The organism is Tenacibaculum pelagium (genome assembly GCF_014062345.1).
Taxonomy (GTDB): domain Bacteria; phylum Bacteroidota; class Bacteroidia; order Flavobacteriales; family Flavobacteriaceae; genus Polaribacter; species Polaribacter pelagius.
In genome coordinates, this window is record NZ_JACGLS010000001.1 from 498172 (window position 1) to 517236 (window position 19065).

At 29.8% G+C, this 19065-nt stretch carries 19 protein-coding genes; 8 read left to right on the forward strand and 11 right to left on the reverse strand.

Annotated features, from left to right (window positions below):
* Positions 1–71: 71 nt before the first annotated feature.
* Positions 72–2780: a putative LPS assembly protein LptD gene (locus H3Z83_RS02350; protein ID WP_182123872.1), complete on the forward strand. Its 2709-nt coding sequence runs from the start codon at positions 72–74 to the stop codon at positions 2778–2780.
* Between the two features lie 15 nt (positions 2781–2795).
* The gene (locus H3Z83_RS02355) at positions 2796–3176 is read left to right on the forward strand and encodes a Rid family detoxifying hydrolase (protein ID WP_182123873.1); all 381 of its coding nucleotides are present in this window, start codon (positions 2796–2798) and stop codon (positions 3174–3176) included.
* A gap of 153 nt (positions 3177–3329) precedes the next feature.
* Here H3Z83_RS02355 and H3Z83_RS02360 read toward each other — a convergent pair whose 3' ends face one another.
* Positions 3330–4502, reverse strand: coding sequence for a THUMP domain-containing class I SAM-dependent RNA methyltransferase (locus H3Z83_RS02360; protein ID WP_182123874.1), 1173 nt, complete (start codon positions 4500–4502; stop codon positions 3330–3332).
* A gap of 113 nt (positions 4503–4615) precedes the next feature.
* Here H3Z83_RS02360 and H3Z83_RS02365 point away from each other — a divergent pair, with 113 nt between their 5' ends.
* The 5 genes from H3Z83_RS02365 to H3Z83_RS02385 all read left to right on the forward strand — a co-directional run bounded on the left by H3Z83_RS02365 (position 4616) and on the right by H3Z83_RS02385 (position 9027).
* Positions 4616–5341, forward strand: a complete 726-nt coding sequence (locus tag H3Z83_RS02365) for an SAM-dependent methyltransferase (RefSeq protein ID WP_182123875.1) — start codon at positions 4616–4618, stop codon at positions 5339–5341.
* Positions 5338–6021, forward strand: coding sequence for a ZIP family metal transporter (locus tag H3Z83_RS02370; RefSeq protein WP_182123876.1), 684 nt, complete (start codon positions 5338–5340; stop codon positions 6019–6021). The genes H3Z83_RS02365 and H3Z83_RS02370 overlap by 4 nt, the downstream gene beginning before the upstream one ends.
* A gap of 104 nt (positions 6022–6125) precedes the next feature.
* Positions 6126–6632 (forward strand): hypothetical protein, encoded by a 507-nt coding sequence (locus tag H3Z83_RS02375; RefSeq protein WP_182123877.1) that lies wholly within the window; start codon positions 6126–6128, stop codon positions 6630–6632.
* A 48-nt stretch (positions 6633–6680) separates the two neighbouring features.
* Positions 6681–8321: a sensor histidine kinase gene (locus H3Z83_RS02380; RefSeq protein ID WP_182123878.1), complete on the forward strand. Its 1641-nt coding sequence runs from the start codon at positions 6681–6683 to the stop codon at positions 8319–8321.
* Between the two features lie 64 nt (positions 8322–8385).
* Positions 8386–9027, forward strand: coding sequence for a response regulator (locus H3Z83_RS02385; protein ID WP_182123879.1), 642 nt, complete (start codon positions 8386–8388; stop codon positions 9025–9027).
* Here the strand turns inward: H3Z83_RS02385 and H3Z83_RS02390 are convergent.
* Genes H3Z83_RS02390 through H3Z83_RS02400 form a run of 3 tightly spaced genes read right to left on the reverse strand, consistent with a single transcriptional unit; the run spans position 9024 to position 11569 of the window.
* Positions 9024–9392, reverse strand: a complete 369-nt coding sequence (locus H3Z83_RS02390; RefSeq protein WP_182123880.1) for a cupin domain-containing protein — start codon at positions 9390–9392, stop codon at positions 9024–9026. The two genes, H3Z83_RS02385 and H3Z83_RS02390, sit on opposite strands and share 4 nt — an antisense overlap.
* A 50-nt stretch (positions 9393–9442) precedes the next feature.
* Positions 9443–9991: a hypothetical protein gene (locus H3Z83_RS02395; RefSeq protein ID WP_182123881.1), complete on the reverse strand. Its 549-nt coding sequence runs from the start codon at positions 9989–9991 to the stop codon at positions 9443–9445.
* A gap of 54 nt (positions 9992–10045) precedes the next feature.
* A complete protein-coding gene (locus H3Z83_RS02400) occupies positions 10046–11569 on the reverse strand; it encodes a helicase HerA-like domain-containing protein (protein WP_182123882.1) in 1524 nt (507 codons plus the stop codon).
* 85 nt (positions 11570–11654) lie between these two features.
* Between H3Z83_RS02400 and H3Z83_RS02405 the strand changes: the two genes are divergently transcribed.
* Positions 11655–12287 carry a 7-carboxy-7-deazaguanine synthase QueE gene (locus tag H3Z83_RS02405; RefSeq protein WP_182123883.1) on the forward strand — a complete coding sequence of 211 codons (633 nt, stop codon included), beginning with the start codon at positions 11655–11657 and terminating at the stop codon, positions 12285–12287.
* Between the two features lie 29 nt (positions 12288–12316).
* Here H3Z83_RS02405 and H3Z83_RS02410 read toward each other — a convergent pair whose 3' ends face one another.
* The 7 genes from H3Z83_RS02410 to H3Z83_RS02440 form a co-directional block, all read right to left on the reverse strand.
* Positions 12317–12838: a hypothetical protein gene (locus tag H3Z83_RS02410; RefSeq protein WP_182123884.1), complete on the reverse strand. Its 522-nt coding sequence runs from the start codon at positions 12836–12838 to the stop codon at positions 12317–12319.
* A 97-nt stretch (positions 12839–12935) separates the two neighbouring features.
* Complete coding sequence (locus H3Z83_RS02415; RefSeq protein WP_182123885.1) at positions 12936–13889, reverse strand: acetyl-CoA carboxylase carboxyltransferase subunit alpha; 954 nt, start codon at positions 13887–13889, stop codon at positions 12936–12938.
* A 98-nt stretch (positions 13890–13987) separates the two neighbouring features.
* Positions 13988–14887, reverse strand: a complete 900-nt coding sequence (locus H3Z83_RS02420; protein WP_182123886.1) for a DMT family transporter — start codon at positions 14885–14887, stop codon at positions 13988–13990.
* Entirely contained in the window at positions 14874–15959 is a 1086-nt protein-coding gene (locus tag H3Z83_RS02425) for an LptF/LptG family permease (protein WP_182123887.1), read from the reverse strand. The genes H3Z83_RS02420 and H3Z83_RS02425 overlap by 14 nt, the downstream gene beginning before the upstream one ends.
* A 12-nt stretch (positions 15960–15971) precedes the next feature.
* Positions 15972–17102, reverse strand: coding sequence for a tRNA guanosine(34) transglycosylase Tgt (gene tgt, locus H3Z83_RS02430; protein ID WP_182123888.1), 1131 nt, complete (start codon positions 17100–17102; stop codon positions 15972–15974).
* Positions 17103–17156: 54 nt separating this feature from the next.
* A complete protein-coding gene (gene rluF / locus H3Z83_RS02435) occupies positions 17157–18050 on the reverse strand; it encodes a 23S rRNA pseudouridine(2604) synthase RluF (RefSeq protein ID WP_182123889.1) in 894 nt (297 codons plus the stop codon).
* Positions 18051–18116: 66 nt separating this feature from the next.
* Positions 18117–19064, reverse strand: coding sequence for a PorP/SprF family type IX secretion system membrane protein (locus tag H3Z83_RS02440; protein WP_182123890.1), 948 nt, complete (start codon positions 19062–19064; stop codon positions 18117–18119).
* Between the last annotated feature and the right edge of the window lies 1 nt (position 19065).

The window sequence follows — 19065 nt, forward strand, 5'->3', positions numbered from 1 at the left end:
ATTTTTATTTTAAGGCATTCAAATAGCACGCCAAAGTTTTTAAATATAACACAAAAATAGTATTTATAACATTGCGAACAAATCTAACTTACATACTTTTAGCTTTCTACCTCTTTTGTTTTCAAATAGGTAATGCTCAAGATTTTGGCAAAACAAATGTACCCCCTCAAAAGCCTGCTAAAAAACCTGTTTTAAATATTAAAAAAGATACTTTAATCGTTTTAAAGAAAGGTGATTTATTAGATTTAAAAAAGGACACGATAGCTAACGATTCTATTAAACCTAAAGAAGTTATTGACGGAATTATCACGCACGATGCTGAAGATTACACCATTCAAAACGCAAAAGACAAAACTGTTACATTATACAACAAAGCACAAGTAACTTATACTGATATTGACCTAAAAGCAGGAATTATTATTCTTGACTATAAAAACAATACTGTTTATGCTAAAGGAATTAAAGACAGCTTAGGTTATCATCAACGACCAGTTTTTAAACAAGGCAGTCAAGAATCTGAACAAGACTCAATACTTTTTAACTTTAAAACTAAAAAAGCTTTAGTTTATGGTGTAAAAACTGTTCAAGGAGGAATTATCACTTACGGTGAAAAAACAAAAAGAGTGAACGACTCTACCATTTATATGCGTCGTTTACGCTTTACAACATCACAAAAAGAAAATCCAGATTATTATATTCAAACCAACAAAGCAAAACTAGTCCCTGGAAAAAAAATTATTGTAGGTGGAAGTAATTTAGTTTTAGCTGATGTACCTACACCTGTATATTTACCTTTTGCTTTTTTTCCGTTAACTGATAAAAGAACCTCTGGTTTTATTATTCCTTCATATGGTGAAAGTAATAGACAAGGTTTCTTTTTGCAAAATGGTGGGTATTACTTTGCTTTAAGTGATTATTTTGACTTAACAGTTTTGGGTGATATATATACCAATGGAAGCTGGGGGCTAAGAGGGGATTCAAACTATTATGTTCGTTATAAATTTAGTGGAAACTTCAGTATTCGTTTTGAAAATATTATTCAAGGTATTCGCGGTTTAAGTGACTTTAGTAAATCATCTAATTTTAATCTTCGCTGGAGTCATAATCAAGATCAAAAATCAAGTCCTAATTCTCGTTTTTCTGCTTCTGTTAATTTGGGTAGTAGTACCTATTACCGTCAATCCCTTAATGAATTTAATAGTTCACAATTCTTAAATAATACTTTAAGCTCTTCTATTTCATATTATAAAAATTTTGTAGGCACACCGTTTAATATGAATGTTACTGCAACACATTCACAAAACACAAATACCGAGCAAATTACCATGACACTTCCTTCATTACAGTTAAATATGGATCGTATTTATCCTTTTACTGGTAAAGATGGGGTTAAGAAGAACCCTATTCAAAAAATGGGATTGACTTATAGTATGCAAGGTGAATTTAGAATAAATACTACCGATGATGAGTTTTTTACTCAAAAAATGTTTAACACAGCAAAAAAAGGTATTCAACATAATTTAAGTACAAATACAAACCTAAAAGCTTTTAAGTATTTTACACTATCACCTAGTATTAGCTACAAAGATGTTTGGTATTTTGATAAAATTAATAAACGATATGATGCTACTGCCACAAATTCAAGTGGTAATCTTGGAGCTGTTATTAATGATACTATTAGCGGATTTAATCGCTTTCATGAATATAATTTCGGAGTTTCTTTATCAACAAATATTTACGGTACTTTCCCTTTCAAAAAAGGAAGATTAAAAGCGATACGTCACACATTTAGACCTTCTATTTCATACGGTTACAGACCTAACTTTGCTCAAAGTCATGAATTACAAGTACAGCAAAGTAACGACCCTAACGATTTATTAACGTATTCACCTTTTGAAGGTGGTATTTACGGCACACCTGAGAGCGGATTATCTAATTCTATAGGAATTTCACTGAACAACGTTTTAGAAGCTAAAGTTGCTCCTAAAGATCCCGATAGTGATGAAGATGATAAGAAGGTAACCATACTTAACAATTTAAACTTTAGCTCTAGTTACAATATTGCAGCAGATAGTTTACGTTGGAGTCCTGTAAGTGCAAATGCAGGTACCCGTCTTTTTAAAGACAAGTTAGCCCTAAACGTAAATGCTACTTTAGATCCTTATCAAGTAAATGACAAGGGGCAAAGAATTAATAAATTTAATTCAGATATTTTCAGATTAACAAACTTTGGTATTACAGCAAATTATTCTCTTTCAAGTAAAGATTTTCAAAAGAAAGAAGAAGAAGGAGAAGATAATTCAGATGAAAGTAATGGTAATGGAGCACAAGACACTCCAGATGTATTTGGTCAAAATACACCACCTGTAAATGGTTTTGCTAATAACCCCAATAATCAACAAAATAAACAAAACGAAACTAAAGAAACAGAACTTTATAAGTTAAAAATTCCATGGACATTAAACTTAGCCTATGCCATGAATTACACTAACAACGGACTTACAAGTAGTATTGGAAGTAATACGTTAATGTTTAGTGGTGATGTTGAATTATCTCCTAAATGGAAAGTAGGTTTTTCATCTGGTTACGACATAAAAGATAATGATTTTACCTATACACGTTTAAACTTTGCTAGAGATTTAGACAGTTGGCGATTTAATTTTAGCTGGACTCCTTTTGGAACCAATTCTTCTTATTACTTTTTTATCGGTGTTAAGTCTGCTGTGTTAAGTGATTTAAAATGGGATAAAAACAAACCGCCAGATAGAAGACTTTTTTAAACTATTTAAAATAAAATGAAAAAAATAATAACTACCGATAAAGCTCCGGCTCCTATAGGTCCATACAACCAAGCAGTATTAAGTGGTAACACACTTTATACTTCTGGTCAAATCGCTATCAACCCTGAAACTGGAAATTTAGTTTTAGATTCTATTAATGCAGAAACGAAACAAGTAATGGAAAACATGAAAGAAGTTTTAGCGGCAGCTGAAATGACTTTCGAAAACGTAGTTAAAACTTCTATTTTTATTTCCGACATGCATAATTTCAACGAAATTAATACTGTATATGCTACATATTTTAATGAAGCTACAGCTCCAGCAAGAGAAACAGTTGAAGTTGCCAACTTACCTAAATTTGTAAACGTAGAGATTAGCATGATTGCTATTAAATAGCTGTTTAAATTTAGCTCGATTCTTAACCTAAATTCTACCACCTTTCACTAACGCTGAATATAAATCATTAAAACGGATTCATATTCTCAAAAATTCAAGAGTTTTAAAACTTCTGAAAGTAAAAAAATCCGCTGAAATTATCAGCGGATTCCTTTATTCTCCAATATCTATTTGTTTTTTCATCTTCTTACTTCCTTCGTATAGCTCGTACTTTACAAAACGACAATCTAAATCGGCATTTTTAAGAGGTACTCTTTTCGAAGTTCTCAGTCCAACATATTTTAATGCCTGTATATCAGAAGTAATTAACCAAGCTGTAGAATTTTCGTAATTATGCTTTAAAGTATCACCTATCTTTCTGTAAAACTCTTCAACATTAATATTTAAACGCTCTCCATAAGGTGGATTAAATAAAATGGTTGTTTTACCAAATACTTCTTTTTTCGAATTAAAAAAGTTTACATGATGTACACCAATAAACTCTTCTAAATTTGCATTAATAATATTTTGTTGCGCTTTTTTAATTGCCGATGGCGCTTTATCAAATCCCATAATTTTAAAGTGAGAACTCGTAATCTTTTTCAATAAAGCATCTTGAATTACGAAGTACAAATCTTCATCATAATCCTTCCAATTTTCAAAAGCAAAATGTTTACGATTAATATTGGCAGGTATATTATTAGCAATCATAGCTGCTTCAATTAAAATAGTACCTGAACCGCACATTGGGTCTATAAAATTCTCATCTCCTTTATAACCAGAAAGCATTACCAAACCGGCTGCTAATACTTCATTAATAGGCGCAATATTGGTAGCGCTTCTATATCCTCTTTTATGCAAAGAGTCACCTGAAGAGTCTAACGAAATTGTTAACCATTCTTTATGAATGTGAATATGGATTTTTACATCTGGGTATTTTAAATCTACATTTGGACGCTTTTTATACTTATGCATAAAATAATCTGCAATAGCATCCTTCGATTTTAAACTGATGTAATGTGAATTTGTCGTGAAATTCTTAGAGTTTACAACTGCACCTATAGCAAAAGTACCTTCAACATCTAAATAACGCTCCCATTTAATACGTTGAATAGCTTCATATAAATCTTCCTCATCAAAAACTTTACTTGTCTTAATTGGTTTTAACACACGAATCGCTGTACGCAACGCAATATTTGCTTTGTACATAAAACCTTTGTCTCCTTTAAAAGAAACATTTCGTATACCTTCTTTAACGTTTTGCGCTCCCAGTTTTCTTAGCTCATCTGCTAAAACCTCTTCTAAACCTGCCATAGTTATAGCAGTCATTTTAAAATCTCTCTCCATTGTAAATGTAAAATTTCACTGCAAAAGTACAGTTAATTTTGTGTTGAAGTGAATCTTTTCTTCTTTCAATATAAAAAACGTAAGATTTCCTTATTTTTGCAGACCTTATAGTTATGAAAACAACAGATTGGTTTACTTCTTGGTTTGACACCGCTTACTATCATATTTTATATAAACATAGAAATGACGAAGATGCGCAGTTTTTTATGCGAAATATTACGTCGTTTTTAAACTTGCCGGAATCAAATCACATTGCAGATTTACCTTGTGGAAAAGGACGTCATTCGGTATACTTAAATTCTTTAGGTTATAAAGTTACTGGTGGAGATTTAAGTAAAAACAGTATTGATTACGCAAAACAATTTGAAAATGAATCGCTTGATTTTGAAGTTTGGGATATGCGTAATCCAATACAAAACAAGTATGATGCTATTTTTAACCTTTTTACTAGTTTTGGTTATTTTGATGATGACAATGAAGATATTACCATTTTAAAAAGTATCAAAAACGGATTAAAGTCTAATGGTGTTTTTGTGATGGATTTTTTAAATGTTGAAAAAGTAAAAAACTCTTTAGTTAAACAGGAAACTAAAACGATAGATGGAATTGAATTTCAGATAGAAAGAGAAATTAAAGATGGTTTTATCTTAAAGCACATTTCTTTTATAGCTGATAACAAACAACATTCGTATACCGAACAAGTAAAGTTTTTAACCTTAGAAAAAATGCAATCATACTTTGAAAAAGCAGGATTAAGAATAAAACATATTTTTGGAGACTATAGTTTAAATGAGTTTAACACAAATACATCTGATAGATTAATTTTAGTTGCTAAATGAGTTACATTTTATTAATATTTTCTGTTTTAATAGGTTCGCTATTGGTTTTGGTTATAAAACCCAATAATAAAATAGTCCGTTTATTATTAGCTTTTAGTGGAGCTTATTTACTTTCTGTAACCATTTTACATTTATTACCAGAAGTGTATACTCATAGTCATGAGCATGGTGCTAAAAAAATTGGAATTTTAATTTTAGTCGGAATTATTATTCAGTCAGTTTTAGAATCTTTCTCTAAAGGAGCAGAACACGGACATATACATTTACATTCTGACAAATCAGAGTTTCCATGGTTATTATTCGTTAGCTTATGCTTTCATGCATTCTCTGAAGGTTTACCAATACATCATGCTAACGACAATTTATTATGGGCAATTATCGTCCATAAAATTCCGATTGCTATTGTATTAACAACCTTTTTATTAAAAACAAATTACAGTAAACAAACTATTATTCTATTTTTAGGTATATTCTCATTAATGAGTCCGTTGGGAGTTTTTATTTCTGATAAAGTGAATTTATTTAACGTATATCACGAAGAAATAACCGCTTTAATTATTGGTGTTTTCTTACATATTTCTACAATCATACTTTTTGAAAGTTCAGAAAATCACAAATTTAATTTTCAAAAGTTTACTGCTATTATTTTAGGAATTTTATTGACAGTTTTTACATTATAATTTCTTTTTCTATATTTAAAAAGCAAAAATTACCTACTTGTAGGTACCTATGCTAAATTTTTTTTATGGAAATTTGAAAAAGTATTAACCAAATAATTTATAATATGAGTAATAAATCATATAGTATAAGACAAACAACTTCAAATCAATTAAATGATTTTAGCACAAAAAAAAATTTAGATTTGGCGAAAAAAAATTCTGGAAGTACAAGTTATTATAATCATAATAATGGTGAATTTAAATTAGTTTTTCCTATTCCTGATAATTTATTTCGTCCTGAAGATATCTTTTTGGTTAAGAATACAATTTGGATCTTAATCTCTCATGTAAATTCGACCTCTGATTCAGCTAGAGATAATCAAAAAAAAGATTATGTCATGACTTTAAGTTTTAACAAAGAGGACATTTTAACTCCTGAAAAAGGAGAGGAAGAAATTTTGATTCCTACGAGTAAAGAAATTAATTGTGTTATTTATTATGACAATAGAATAAATAGTAAATGGAAACGAGGTACTATTGAAAAAATTACTAACCATTTCAAAAACCCTAAGGAAATGGAAGGATTTGAACCAAATGATCATGGTGGAGGTATAATTATAAAAATCCCGTAATTGAATAGTAAGATAATATCTAAAAGAAAATTACAAATCGTGTTTTTTATGATTTGTAATTTTTCATTTGCTCAAAATTTTAAAAAAGATTCAGCTTATTTTTATTTTAATAAAGCTAAGCAATTTGATGTAGAAAACAAACATTTTAAAGCTTACGAAAACTACATTAAAGCTTTAAAAAGCTATCAAAAGTTAAAAATTGAAGATAGTGTAGTCATTTGTAATTTAGAGTTGTTTGACCTAATTGAATCTCAAAATAATTTAAAATATAATTCAAAACCATTTCTAGATAAATATTATTCTTTAGCTCAAAAAAAAGCAGATACAAGTATGCTTATAACTTCAAATAATAGATATGCCGAATATTACTGGAACATTGACACTATTGAAATTACTAGTAGATATTACAAAAAATCTTTAAAATTAATTAAAAATGAAAAATTTTTAAAATATAAGCCTGTTATTTATGCTAATTTAGCGTACTTATACACAAAAAACAAACCAGACTCTGCTAGTATATTTTTTAAAAAAACTTTAGAATTACTCCCTGATAAATTAATTGATCAACGTTTCGGCATTTATATAAATTATGCAAACTTCTTTCAACAAAGAAAACTTTATGACAGTGCAATTCAACAATTAAAAAAAGCTGAAAAAATAGAACCTTTAAAATATAAATTAAAATATAAGAAAATATTATATGAAAAATTTGCCAGGTGTTATAAAGAATTAAATGATTATGAAAATGCTTATAAAAATTACACCTTATATAACTCTTATAGAGATAGTCTTAACAATACACAACAAAATATAGCAATTGCAGATCTAGATAAGAAATATGAAATTGCTGAAAAAGAAAAGCAAATACTTATTGAGCAGCAAAAGAAAAAACAAAATCGTAATTTATTCTTAGGTTCTTTAAGCTTTTTAGTTCTTGGTGGTGGCATAGGTTTATTAACTTTAACAAATTCTCGAAAAAAAAGACTCCTTGCTGAACAACAACAAGAGTTAGAAAAGCAAAAAAACTTAACTCTATTAAAGGAACAAGAAATTGTTTCTATTAACGCAATGATTGATGGTCAAGAAAAAGAACGTATACGAATTGCTGAAGATTTACATGATAATATTGGTAGTGTTTTAGCTACTCTAAAACTACATTTTGAGAATCTAAAATTTAATAGAGAAAAAAAGCAATTTAATCAAGATGAGTTGTACCAAAAAACTGAAAAACTCATTGATGAAACCTATTTAAAAGTACGCAGTTTAGCACATGCAAAAAATGCCGGTGTTATCGCTAATAAAGGTTTGTTAGTTGCCGTAAAATTAATGGCTAAAAAAATATCAGACGCTAACAAAATTACAATTCATGTCTTAGATTTTGGCTTAGTTAAACGACTAGATAATAACTTAGAGATTTCAATATTTAGAATCATTCAAGAATTAATAACAAATATTATTAAGCATGCTGAAGCTACAGATGCAACTATAAATATAGCACTCTATGACCAGAACTTAAACATTATTATTGAAGACAATGGAAAAGGGTTTATTTATGATAAAACAACTTTAAAGGAAGGTATTGGACTAAGCTCTATTGGAACTAGGGTTCAACATTTAAATGGTACATTTACTATAGATTCAACTATAAGCAAAGGAACTTCTATTATTATCAATATTCCTATAACATAATACTTAAGCTTAGGTATATTTTTTAATGAATGCATTTCTTATCTTTGATACAAACAGATAGAATATGATAAGTATTGCTATGGCAGAAGATCATCAAATGTTAATAGATGGTGTAAAATCGTTTTTTGAATATGACGAGAATATCAATATTATTGGTACCGTTAATAATGGTGAAGATTTAGTTAAGCTTGTTAATTTAAAACAACCTAGATTAGTAATTACTGATATTCGCATGCCTAAAATGGATGGTATCCAAGCTACAAAGCTTATTAAATCTCAATTTTCACATATTAAAATATTGGCTTTAACTATGTTCGACCAACCTGATGCCATTAAACAAATGTTAGATGCTGGTGCTTCAGGATATTTATTGAAAAACTCTGGTATTAAAATGTTATCAAAAGCAATTGTTATTGTAGCTAATGGTGATACTTTTTTTGATCCAAATGTTGCTTTTAATTTTATGAACGATTACATCAATGAGAACGTTACCATTGGTAAATCTGAAAAAGTAATTTTATCGAATAGGGAAAAAGAAATCTTACAACTTATTGCTAATGGAAATACTTCAAAAGAAATTTCTGAAACTTTATTTATTGCTAAAACAACTGTTGACACTCATAGAAAAAACATGATTCGAAAACTCAATTTAAAAGGTGGTAACGAACTTATGAAATATGCTATTGATAAAAAATATAAATTTTAAACCTCTTCTCTATTTACTAAATCGATAGAAAAAGCTGGTAAACAAATTGCTAAATATTCACAAGGCTCTGTAAATGGATTTGAATATTGAACACGTACATTTTTCTCTATTTTAATAGATTGCCCTTCTTCTAGAACAACGATATCTCCATCAATATTAAATTGTTTTTTACCTTTAATTATGTAAGTGTACTCTTCAAATTCTGGTGTTTGAAAAGGCTCACTCCAACCAGCAGGAGCGACCATATGTGCAATACTTACTTTAGAATTCTTATCGGTAGCATTACCAAAATGTTCTTCTATTAATTTCCCATCAGTAGTTGGTACTACAAACGGACTATTCTGAATTATATATTTTTTACTCATGTTATAAAAATAAAAAAACCGAAACAAATGTTTCGGCTTTTGATGTAATTTTAATTAAACCAAATGGTTAATGATTTTATTTTAGCTAAATCAGGAATTTGTTCTTTCGTTACTTTTTGAGTGCTAAACGCTTTTAATCCTAAATCTTCTTTATCTATCGCAATTGTTGCATTTAAATCATCAATAAATAAAGTTGCTGATGATAATGTAGACTCAACCTTGTTAATCGTGTTATTTGCGTTAATTTCTTGGAATGTAGAATTAATATTTAATCCTGATTTTGTTTTATAACGATCGTCAAAAATCTCAACACTCTTAATAGTTGACACAGAATCTAATTGCTCTTGTGGAATAATAGTTAATAAATGCTTCCCTCCTTTTTCATAGATTTTATATTTATCATCCTCTTGAAAAAGATTATCTCCTTTAATTCCTTCACTTAATATTTTTACAACAGAATCATTTTTAAAAATTCCGTCAATCTCTTGCATCGTGGTTTTAGTCGTTAAGCTTCCTACTTTACCTTTTGCTACATCAAATTTACTTTTACCACATTGAATAAATAAAATTGATATTATTGCAATTACTAGGGGCTTCATTATATTTTTCATTGATTTACTTTTTATTATAACGTCTTTAATTTACTATTTGTTTTATTTCAATACCTTTTTTAAAATTCCGAAAGCTGCTCTTATAAAAGTTGCACTCGTTAATACTTTAATAATTGGGTTTTGTCTTGTACTTCTACTTCTTGTTGACGAAGATTTTCTTCTCGTTTTTTCTTCTTCTTTTTTACGTGCCTCTTCTGTTTTCTCTTTATTAATCTTATCTATCTTGCCGCTCAGCATCTCGTAAGCACTTTCTCTATCAACTGTTTCGTTGTACTTAGGAATCAATCTAGAATTATCTAAAACTTGCTTAATCTCTTTTTCTGTTAATACATCCATTCTACTCATCGGTGCACGTAACATTGTTCTTGCTAATGGCGTTGGAATTCCTTTTTCGTTTAATACCGAAACTAAAGCTTCACCAATTCCTAACTGCGTTAATACTTCTTTAGTATCGTAATATTCTGAATCTGGATAATTCTCAGCAGCTAATTTAATTGCCTTTCTGTCTTTCGCCGTAAACGCACGTAACGCATGCTGTATTTTCATACCTAATTGCGCTAACACATCTTCTGGAACATCTTTCGGGTTCTGAGTTACAAAGTACAATCCGATTCCTTTAGAACGAATTAATTTTACGATACTTTCTATCTGACTTAACAATGCTTTTGATGCTTCATCAAATACTAAATGTGCTTCGTCTATAAATATTACTAATTCTGGGCGACCACTATCTCCTTGCTCAGGGAAAGTTTCATATACCTCTGCTAATAATTGTAACATAAAAGTTGAAAACAACTTTGGCTTATCTTGAATATCTGTTAAACGCAAAACAGATATCAACCCTCTTCCGTTTTCATCTATTCTAGTTAAATCATCTACTTCAAATGATTTTTCCCCAAAAAACAAATCTCCTCCTTGCTGTTCAATTTCAATTATCTTTCTAAGAATAGCTCCTGTACTTGCTGTAGAAATTCGTCCGTACTCTTCTTGAATTTCCTCTTTACCTTCATTAGTAACAAATTGAAGAATCTTTTTAAAATCTTTTAAATCTAATAATGGTAATTTATTATCGTCACAATATTTAAAAATAATCGCTACAATACCAGATTGTGTATCGGTTAAATCTAAAATACGAGATAATAATACTGGTCCAAATTCAGAAACCGTTGCTCGTAAGCGAACTCCGTCTTGCTCTGAAATTGATAAAATTTCGATTGGAAACTTTGTAGCATTAAAAGGAATACCAATTTTTTCGTGACGTTCATCAATTTTTGGATGCCCAGGACTTGGTTGCGCTAATCCACTTAAATCACCTTTTACATCCATCAATAAAACCGGGATCCCTTTTTCTGACATGTTCTCAGCCAACACCTGCAAGGTTTTAGTTTTACCCGTACCAGTTGCCCCAGCTATCAATCCATGACGATTTAAAGTTTTTAAAGGAATATTTACCAATGCATTCGTTACGGTTTCTTCACCTAACATACCTGCTCCTAGTGTAATAAAATCACCTTTAGATTTATATCCTTCGTTTATATAATTGAAAAACTCTTCAGTTTTACTCATTTTCGCGATTCTTTTTATTGATAAAACACGTAAAAGTAACAAAAATCATTCATTAAATTTTAATGTTGACTATCTTTGCATCCTTATGTTGAAAAAAGAAGTACAAGAGTTAATTGATAAAGGTGAAATGCTTCCTTTAATGGAAGAGTTTTACACAATACAAGGTGAAGGAAGTCATACAGGAACCGCTGCTTATTTTATTCGTATTGGTGGTTGCGATGTTGGTTGCCACTGGTGTGATGTGAAAGAAAGTTGGGATGCAAATTTACACCCGCCAACAAAAACGGATCTTATTGTTGAGAATGCCAAAAAATATGCTAAAACAGTGGTTATTACAGGTGGTGAGCCTTTAATGTGGAGTTTAGATTATATTACGAAAGAACTTCGTGATAAAGGAATGAAAACGCATATTGAAACTTCTGGAGCTTATGATTTTTCTGGAGTATGGGATTGGTTTTGTTTATCACCTAAAAAAACAAAATTACCTACAAAAGAATGTTATAAACAAGCAGATGAATTGAAAATGATTATTCATAATAAGAATGATTTTCAATTTGCTGAAGAACAAGCAGAAAAAGTAGGAAAGAAATGTCAGCTCTTTTTACAACCGGAATGGAGTAAAAAAGAAAAAATGACACCAATGATTATAGATTATGTGATGAAAAATCCTAAATGGAGAATTTCTTTACAAACTCATAAGTATTTAAATATCCCGTAAATAAAAAAGCAACCAAATTAGGTTGCTTTTTATTTAATCGATTCTCCATCCCATATATACTCTTTAATTACTTTTGATGATTTCCTTTTAATCTCCTTAGAATTATTTAATTCATCTTTATATTCTAATAATTTAATCTTATTCTTTTCAAAAACATATTCTCTCGACATTAAAGTCAATTCATAATCTTCTTCTTCAATTACTGGCAACGAAACCCATTTCTCATTGTTTGTAAGAATCCAAACATATGTATATGTATCACAATAACATGCACATTGATATATTTCAACTTCAATTATTTTTGATACATTTTTTAATAATGATTTAGTTTTTATTTTAACAACTCCATCATTTTCATAAGTCTCTAAATAAATATCTATTTTTTGATGTTTAACTCCAAAGTTATCGACTAAAAATATTGGTTTAGTACCTTCCTCTAATTTTTCATAATTACGAGAAACTTTAGTTAAACTATACTCTTTTGAAACATTTACTTGTGAATATAAGTTATTGATTAAAATGACAACTATTAAAAATATAATCTTCTTCATTAAACTTTCTTTTTAACACTAAAATAAGTTAAAAAATAAAACTCGTTACAAAAAATTGTAACGAGTTTCTAATTTATCTTTTTATAAAGTGATAATACTATTCTTTATAAACTCCCATATTAGCATATTTATCCATACGTTGGGCAACTAAATCAGTATCATTTAAATCTTTTAATTCATCAAAAGCTTTTAAAATTTGATCTTGTACAGCATCGAAAGCTCCTTGTCTATCTGAATGTGCTCCTCCAATTGGTTCTTCGATGATTCCGTCAATTAATTTTAACTTCTTCATATCTTCACCTGTTAATTTTAAAGCTTCAGCAGCTTGCTCTTTATACTCCCAGCTACGCCATAAAATTGATGAACAAGATTCTGGAGAAATAACTGTATACCAAGTATTTTCCATCATATATACCTTATCTCCTACACCAATCCCTAAAGCTCCACCTGAAGCTCCTTCACCAATTACTATAGTAATAATAGGCGTTTTTAAACGTGTCATTTCAAAGATGTTACGTGCAATTGCTTCCCCTTGTCCACGCTCTTCAGCTTCTAATCCTGGATAAGCACCTGGAGTATCTAATAAAGTAACTACTGGAATTCCGAATTTCTCAGCCATACGCATTAAACGTAATGCTTTACGGTAACCTTCAGGATTTGCCATACCAAAATTACGGTACTGACGTGTTTTAGTATTGTAACCTTTTTGCTGACCAATAAACATAAAAGATTGATCGCCTATTTTACCTAAACCACCAATCATCGCTTTATCATCCTTTACACTACGATCTCCATGCAACTCCATAAAAGTATTCCCACAGATTGCGTTGATATAATCTAGCGTATACGGACGATTTGGGTGACGTGACAATTGTACACGCTGCCAAGGCGTTAAGTTTTTATATATATCTTTCTTCGCTTTTTCAAGCTTCTTTTCAATTTTATTACAAGTTGCAGTTACGTCAACTTCGCTTTCTTTTCCTATCTCAAAACATTTTGCCAATTGATCTTCTAATTCTTTTATTGGCATTTCAAAATCTAAATATTCCATTTTGTATAGTTTGATTTTCTAATTTTATCGTTAGTCGTTTGTAATAGCAAACATACTAAAAAATTGCACAGCTTACCTTGCAATGAATTCTTAAAATACTATTTTTTATTGATTTTCTTTTTTAATGTAGATGCATTTTTAAGTAACCCGTTTAATAACACTACAAATAAGACTATAAATGCTCCGTAATAAAACTCAGGATTCATTTGTTCTTTTTCTCCAAAAATTATCAATGCTAATATAATCGCATAAATAGGTTCTAAATTTATAGTTAGCATCACAGTATACGGCGTTAAGTATTTCATTACTTGCACAGATGCTATAAAAGCATAAGCTGTACAAAAGCTACTTAAAATTAATAAATACATCCAATCTGATGATGATAATTGAAAAAACTCAATTGTAAACTGTTGTGTAAATAACATGTAGATTGTTACTCCTAAAACACCAAATAATAATTGATAAAAAGAAATTGTATTTGCATCATGTGTTTTTATAAAAAGTCCGTTTAAAACTGCAAATAATGCTGATAAAAATGCTGAAATTAATGCATAAATAATTCCTAAAGAATATTGGCTTTCGAAATTAAAGATAATATACAGTCCAACGATTACTAATAAACCTAATATTATTTCTATTGATTTTATTCTTCTTTTAAAAAATAAAGGTTCAATAAGAGATGCGAAGAATGCACCTGTACTCATCGTTACCAAAGCAACAGATACGTTTGATACTTTTATCGCTTTAAAAAATGTAATCCAATGTATCGCTATGATTACTCCTGAAACAGCAAATTTTAAGAGTGCTTTTTTATCTACTTTAAATGATTTTTTACGAATCAAAAAATACAACGCGATAAACCCAACTGCTAATAGCATACGATACCAAACAAGAGGAACGGCATCAATAGATATTAAAGCTCCTAATATTGCTGTGAACCCCCAAATAAAAACAATAAAATGTAAATGGAGATAATTTTTAAGCTTATTTCCTTGCATTGATATACAAATAGATGGCATAAATACCAAAAAATATATTTGGTACCCATACATTTAACAATGGATTCGCTCCTGCAACACCACCCAAAACTTCAGCTACTTTTAAAAAGAAAACATAAACAAACATCACAGAAATACCCAATGCTAAGTTTAAACCGACGCCTCCTCTTCTTTTCTTATGTGCTAAAGCAACTGCTATTAAAGTTAATATATAACAAGCTATTGGTAAACTAGTACGCTTATATAATTCTACTAGATATACATTTAAGTTTTTAACCCCTCTTTTTCTTGATATTTCAATAAAATCTATTAATTCAGGAGATCTCATCTCTTGAGCTTGAACATTCTTATAGTTTAAATCTTTAGGCGTAAATGCAAAAGTAGTATCTAAACTATTACCTGAAAAAATACTATCTCTATCTTTAAATATTCTACGTTCTTTCCAAGAGTATAATTTAAAAGTACTATCTTTTTTATTCCAATTAATGTTGTCTGCAGTAAACTTATATTTTAATTGAATTCCATCATAAATTTCTGTAGAAAAATTGTACCCAGAATTTCTTTTTAAATCAAAGTTTTGAAGGTACACATAGGTGCTATCATTTAGCTGCAAGCTAAATTCTCGAATAGAACGATCGGTATACTTCTTTTTAGAAAGGTATTTTTTCTCAAAAGCTTTTCTAGTTTTACTACTAGAAGGAACAAAAAAATGGTTCATACTTAATGCTATACCACAAACTATAGTTGCTCCAATAAAATAAGGATATAAAAAACGGGTAAAAGATATTTGAGAACTATTGATCGCTATAATCTCAGTATTATTTGCTAATCGAGATGTAAATAAAATTACTGCTATAAATAATGCCAAAGGCATAAAAGTATTTGCATAGTAGATTATAAAGTTTTTATAATAATCTATAGCCACTTCTGCAAAGGTTAAGTTTTCGTGGCGTAAAAACTTATCTATTTTCTCGGCAATATCAATTGCTACCGCAATAGGAATCAATATTAATAAGGTAAACAAAAATGTTACCAAATAACGCTTTAATATGTACCAATCTAGTTTTTTCAAAAAAGCTAATTTTTACAAACGATTATCCATTTGTTTTACCATTTTATCTTTCCACTCAGCAAAATCTCCTGCTAAAATATGTTTTCTAGCTTCTCTGGTAAGCCATAAATAAAAACCTAGATTATGAATTGATGCAATTTGCTTACCCAACATTTCTTTTGCTGCAAAAAGATGACGTAAATAGGCTTTTGAATACATAGTATCTACCCAAGTAATTCCCATTTCATCAATAGGAGAAAAATCTTGTTCCCACTTTTTATTTTTTATGTTGATTGATCCATGTGCAGTAAACAACATACCGTTACGTGCATTACGCGTTGGCATTACACAATCGAACATATCGATACCCAAAGTAATATTTTCTAATATATTTATTGGGGTACCAACTCCCATTAAATAACGTGGCTTGTCTTCTGGTAAAATTGCGGTAACAACCTCAGTCATTGCATACATTTCTTCAGCTGGCTCACCTACAGAAAGCCCACCAATTGCGTTTGCTTGTTGATTTGTATTTGCAATATATTCGGCAGATTGTTTACGTAAATCTTTATATGTACTTCCTTGTACAATTGGCATAAACGTTTGCTCATACCCATATTTATAAGGTAACTTTTCTAAATGATTTATACAACGATTTAACCATCTATGCGTCATATGCATAGAACGTTTCGCATAATTATAATCACAAGGATATGGTGTACATTCATCAAAAGCCATGATAATATCTGCTCCAATGGTACGTTGTGTTTCCATTACATTTTCTGGACTAAAAAAATGAGTAGAACCGTCGATATGACTTTTAAATTTTACTCCTTCTTCTTTGATTTTTCTTCTACCAGAAAGTGAATACACTTGATAACCACCACTATCAGTTAAAATATTACGATCCCAATTCATAAACTTATGTAAACCTCCAGCTTTCTCTAAAGTATCTAATTTTGGACGTAAATATAAATGGTAGGTATTCCCTAAAATTATATCAGGGTTTATTTCGTTTTTTAATTCAGACTGATGCACTCCTTTTACTGTACCTACAGTACCTACAGGCATAAATATTGGAGTTTCTATAGTTCCGTGATCGGTTGTAATTACACCTGCACGAGCTTTACTTTTTGGGTCGGTAGTTTTTAAATCAAATTGCATAGTTGGCAAAGATACGCTTATTTAAGAATTGAAAAATTAAAAGAATTATAAAGTTTATCTACGTTTTCTTCCAAATTTTGAATTCGCATTTGAATTCCTTTTCGATTTTGGAGAGTTCTTTCTAAAAGCTGCACTTTTTCTATTAAAATCATTCGATTTTGGTGTTTCCTTCTTTTTTTTTGGTTTTGGCTTCTGTTTTTCAATAATAGTTGATGCTTCTTCTGTTTTTGAAGAGCTAGAAATCATTTGATTGATTTCTTTCATCTCTTCCTCTGTTAATTCACGCCAATCTCCAGTTTTAAGTTTACCTAAAGAAACATTCATTATACGTTCGCGCTTTAGCTTAGTTACTTCGTAACCTAAATATTCGCACATTCTACGTATTTGACGATTTAATCCTTGAGTTAAAATAATTTTAAAAACAAAATCAGTGATTTTTTCAACTTTACAATTTTGAGTTACAGTTCCTAAAATTGGAATTCCGTTACTCATCTTCTCGATAAAATCATCGGTAATTTTTTTATCAACTGATACAATATACTCTTTTTCGTGGTTGTTACCAGCTCGTAAAATTTTATTTACGATATCTCCGTCATTCGTTAAAAAAATCAATCCTTCTGATGGCTTGTCTAATCTTCCTATTGGGAATAATCGCTCAGGATGTCCAATAAACTTAACAATATTCTTTCGTTCTTTACTATCAGTCGTACAAACAACACCTACGGGTTTATTTAGCGCTATATATAACGTTTTTGGCTTCGCCTTTAGCAATCTACCATCAACACGAACTTCATCTCCTTCAAAAACTCTATTACCTAATTGAGCTACATTTTTATTTATAGTAACTCTTCCAGCTACAATAAATTTCTCTGCATCTCTACGAGAGCAAATTCCTGTACTGCTAATAAACTTATTTAAATTCGTTGAATTTTGATTTTTATTTTCCATCAGTGCAAAGAAAAAGAAAATCCTCAAGTTTTAGCTTGAGGATTTTACTATTATTAGTTTTTGAATTTAAAAAATCATCATTTTTTGTGTACAACGTGCTAAACTTGGTCTTCTATCATAATCGAAACCTAATGTTATCATATGCGAACCATAGTTAAAATCTTGTGTTTTATTCATATTTACGCTAAACCCGTAAGATAAATATAAACCATTCTTTTTTAAACCAACTAAAGGCGCTATTGCATTAGGCTGAAAAAACTGATCATTTAAGAAAGTATAACTTAAACCTGCCCATAAATAACCGTCGTTAATTCCTTTTCTCACTTTAACATTCATATCAGTTCTAGATCTCTTATCTGCCTCATAATACTCTACAAGCATAGATGGTTCTATTTCGACACCTCTACTAACTCTTGCAAAAACATAAGAGGTAAACATGGTATACCTTCTTAAAATATCTGGTTCAGTAAGTGAGAAATTATCTACTTTTTTATTTAAAATGTTATTAATATTAGCACTAAAACTAAAACGCTCATAACGGTAGAGTAAACCTACATCGAAATTGGAGTTGTTAATTGCTCTATTAGGTAAAGTCTGACTCGTATTATTCTCGGAAGTGTCGATACCAAACTGTACAAAACTATAACTTAATGCAAATGATAAAAAGCTATCGTGAAAATCGCTCAATGTTAAATGACTTGCAAAAGAAAGCTTTGCTCCTTTTTGAGTTGTAAATCCGTTTTTATCGTTAAATAAAGTAATACCTCCTCCAAAACGATCAGCTAAACGAGCTTCTACAGTTAACGATTGCGTATCTGGTGCTCCTTTAACACCAATCCACTGGCTTACACCATTCAACCTAATTTGTAAACCTGAACCAATACCAGCGTAAGTAGGCGATATTAAAAAAGGATTATCGGCCATATGACTTACATATTGTGGTAAGGCAATTTCTTGCGCTGATAAATTTACGCTACAAAATACTATACTTAAGGCTATAATTATCTTTCTCATT

What these genes read in the sequence shown, in the direction of transcription:
- H3Z83_RS02440 (WP_182123890.1), bottom strand. Translation starts at nt 19,064, where the DNA reads ATGAGAAAGATAATTATAGCCTTAAGTATAGTATTTTGTAGCGTAAAT.
- H3Z83_RS02400 (WP_182123882.1), bottom strand. Translation starts at nt 11,569, where the DNA reads ATGAGTAAAACTGAAGAGTTTTTCAATTATATAAACGAAGGATATAAA.
- rluF (WP_182123889.1), bottom strand. Translation starts at nt 18,050, where the DNA reads ATGGAAAATAAAAATCAAAATTCAACGAATTTAAATAAGTTTATTAGC.
- H3Z83_RS02370 (WP_182123876.1), top strand. Translation starts at nt 5,338, where the DNA reads ATGAGTTACATTTTATTAATATTTTCTGTTTTAATAGGTTCGCTATTG.
- H3Z83_RS02360 (WP_182123874.1), bottom strand. Translation starts at nt 4,502, where the DNA reads ATGGAGAGAGATTTTAAAATGACTGCTATAACTATGGCAGGTTTAGAA.
- H3Z83_RS02415 (WP_182123885.1), bottom strand. Translation starts at nt 13,889, where the DNA reads ATGGAATATTTAGATTTTGAAATGCCAATAAAAGAATTAGAAGATCAA.
- H3Z83_RS02405 (WP_182123883.1), top strand. Translation starts at nt 11,655, where the DNA reads ATGTTGAAAAAAGAAGTACAAGAGTTAATTGATAAAGGTGAAATGCTT.
- H3Z83_RS02380 (WP_182123878.1), top strand. Translation starts at nt 6,681, where the DNA reads ATGATTTGTAATTTTTCATTTGCTCAAAATTTTAAAAAAGATTCAGCT.
- tgt (WP_182123888.1), bottom strand. Translation starts at nt 17,102, where the DNA reads ATGCAATTTGATTTAAAAACTACCGACCCAAAAAGTAAAGCTCGTGCA.
- H3Z83_RS02385 (WP_182123879.1), top strand. Translation starts at nt 8,386, where the DNA reads ATGATAAGTATTGCTATGGCAGAAGATCATCAAATGTTAATAGATGGT.
- H3Z83_RS02395 (WP_182123881.1), bottom strand. Translation starts at nt 9,991, where the DNA reads ATGAAGCCCCTAGTAATTGCAATAATATCAATTTTATTTATTCAATGT.
- H3Z83_RS02355 (WP_182123873.1), top strand. Translation starts at nt 2,796, where the DNA reads ATGAAAAAAATAATAACTACCGATAAAGCTCCGGCTCCTATAGGTCCA.
- H3Z83_RS02375 (WP_182123877.1), top strand. Translation starts at nt 6,126, where the DNA reads ATGAGTAATAAATCATATAGTATAAGACAAACAACTTCAAATCAATTA.
- H3Z83_RS02365 (WP_182123875.1), top strand. Translation starts at nt 4,616, where the DNA reads ATGAAAACAACAGATTGGTTTACTTCTTGGTTTGACACCGCTTACTAT.
- H3Z83_RS02420 (WP_182123886.1), bottom strand. Translation starts at nt 14,887, where the DNA reads ATGCAAGGAAATAAGCTTAAAAATTATCTCCATTTACATTTTATTGTT.
- H3Z83_RS02390 (WP_182123880.1), bottom strand. Translation starts at nt 9,392, where the DNA reads ATGAGTAAAAAATATATAATTCAGAATAGTCCGTTTGTAGTACCAACT.
- H3Z83_RS02410 (WP_182123884.1), bottom strand. Translation starts at nt 12,838, where the DNA reads ATGAAGAAGATTATATTTTTAATAGTTGTCATTTTAATCAATAACTTA.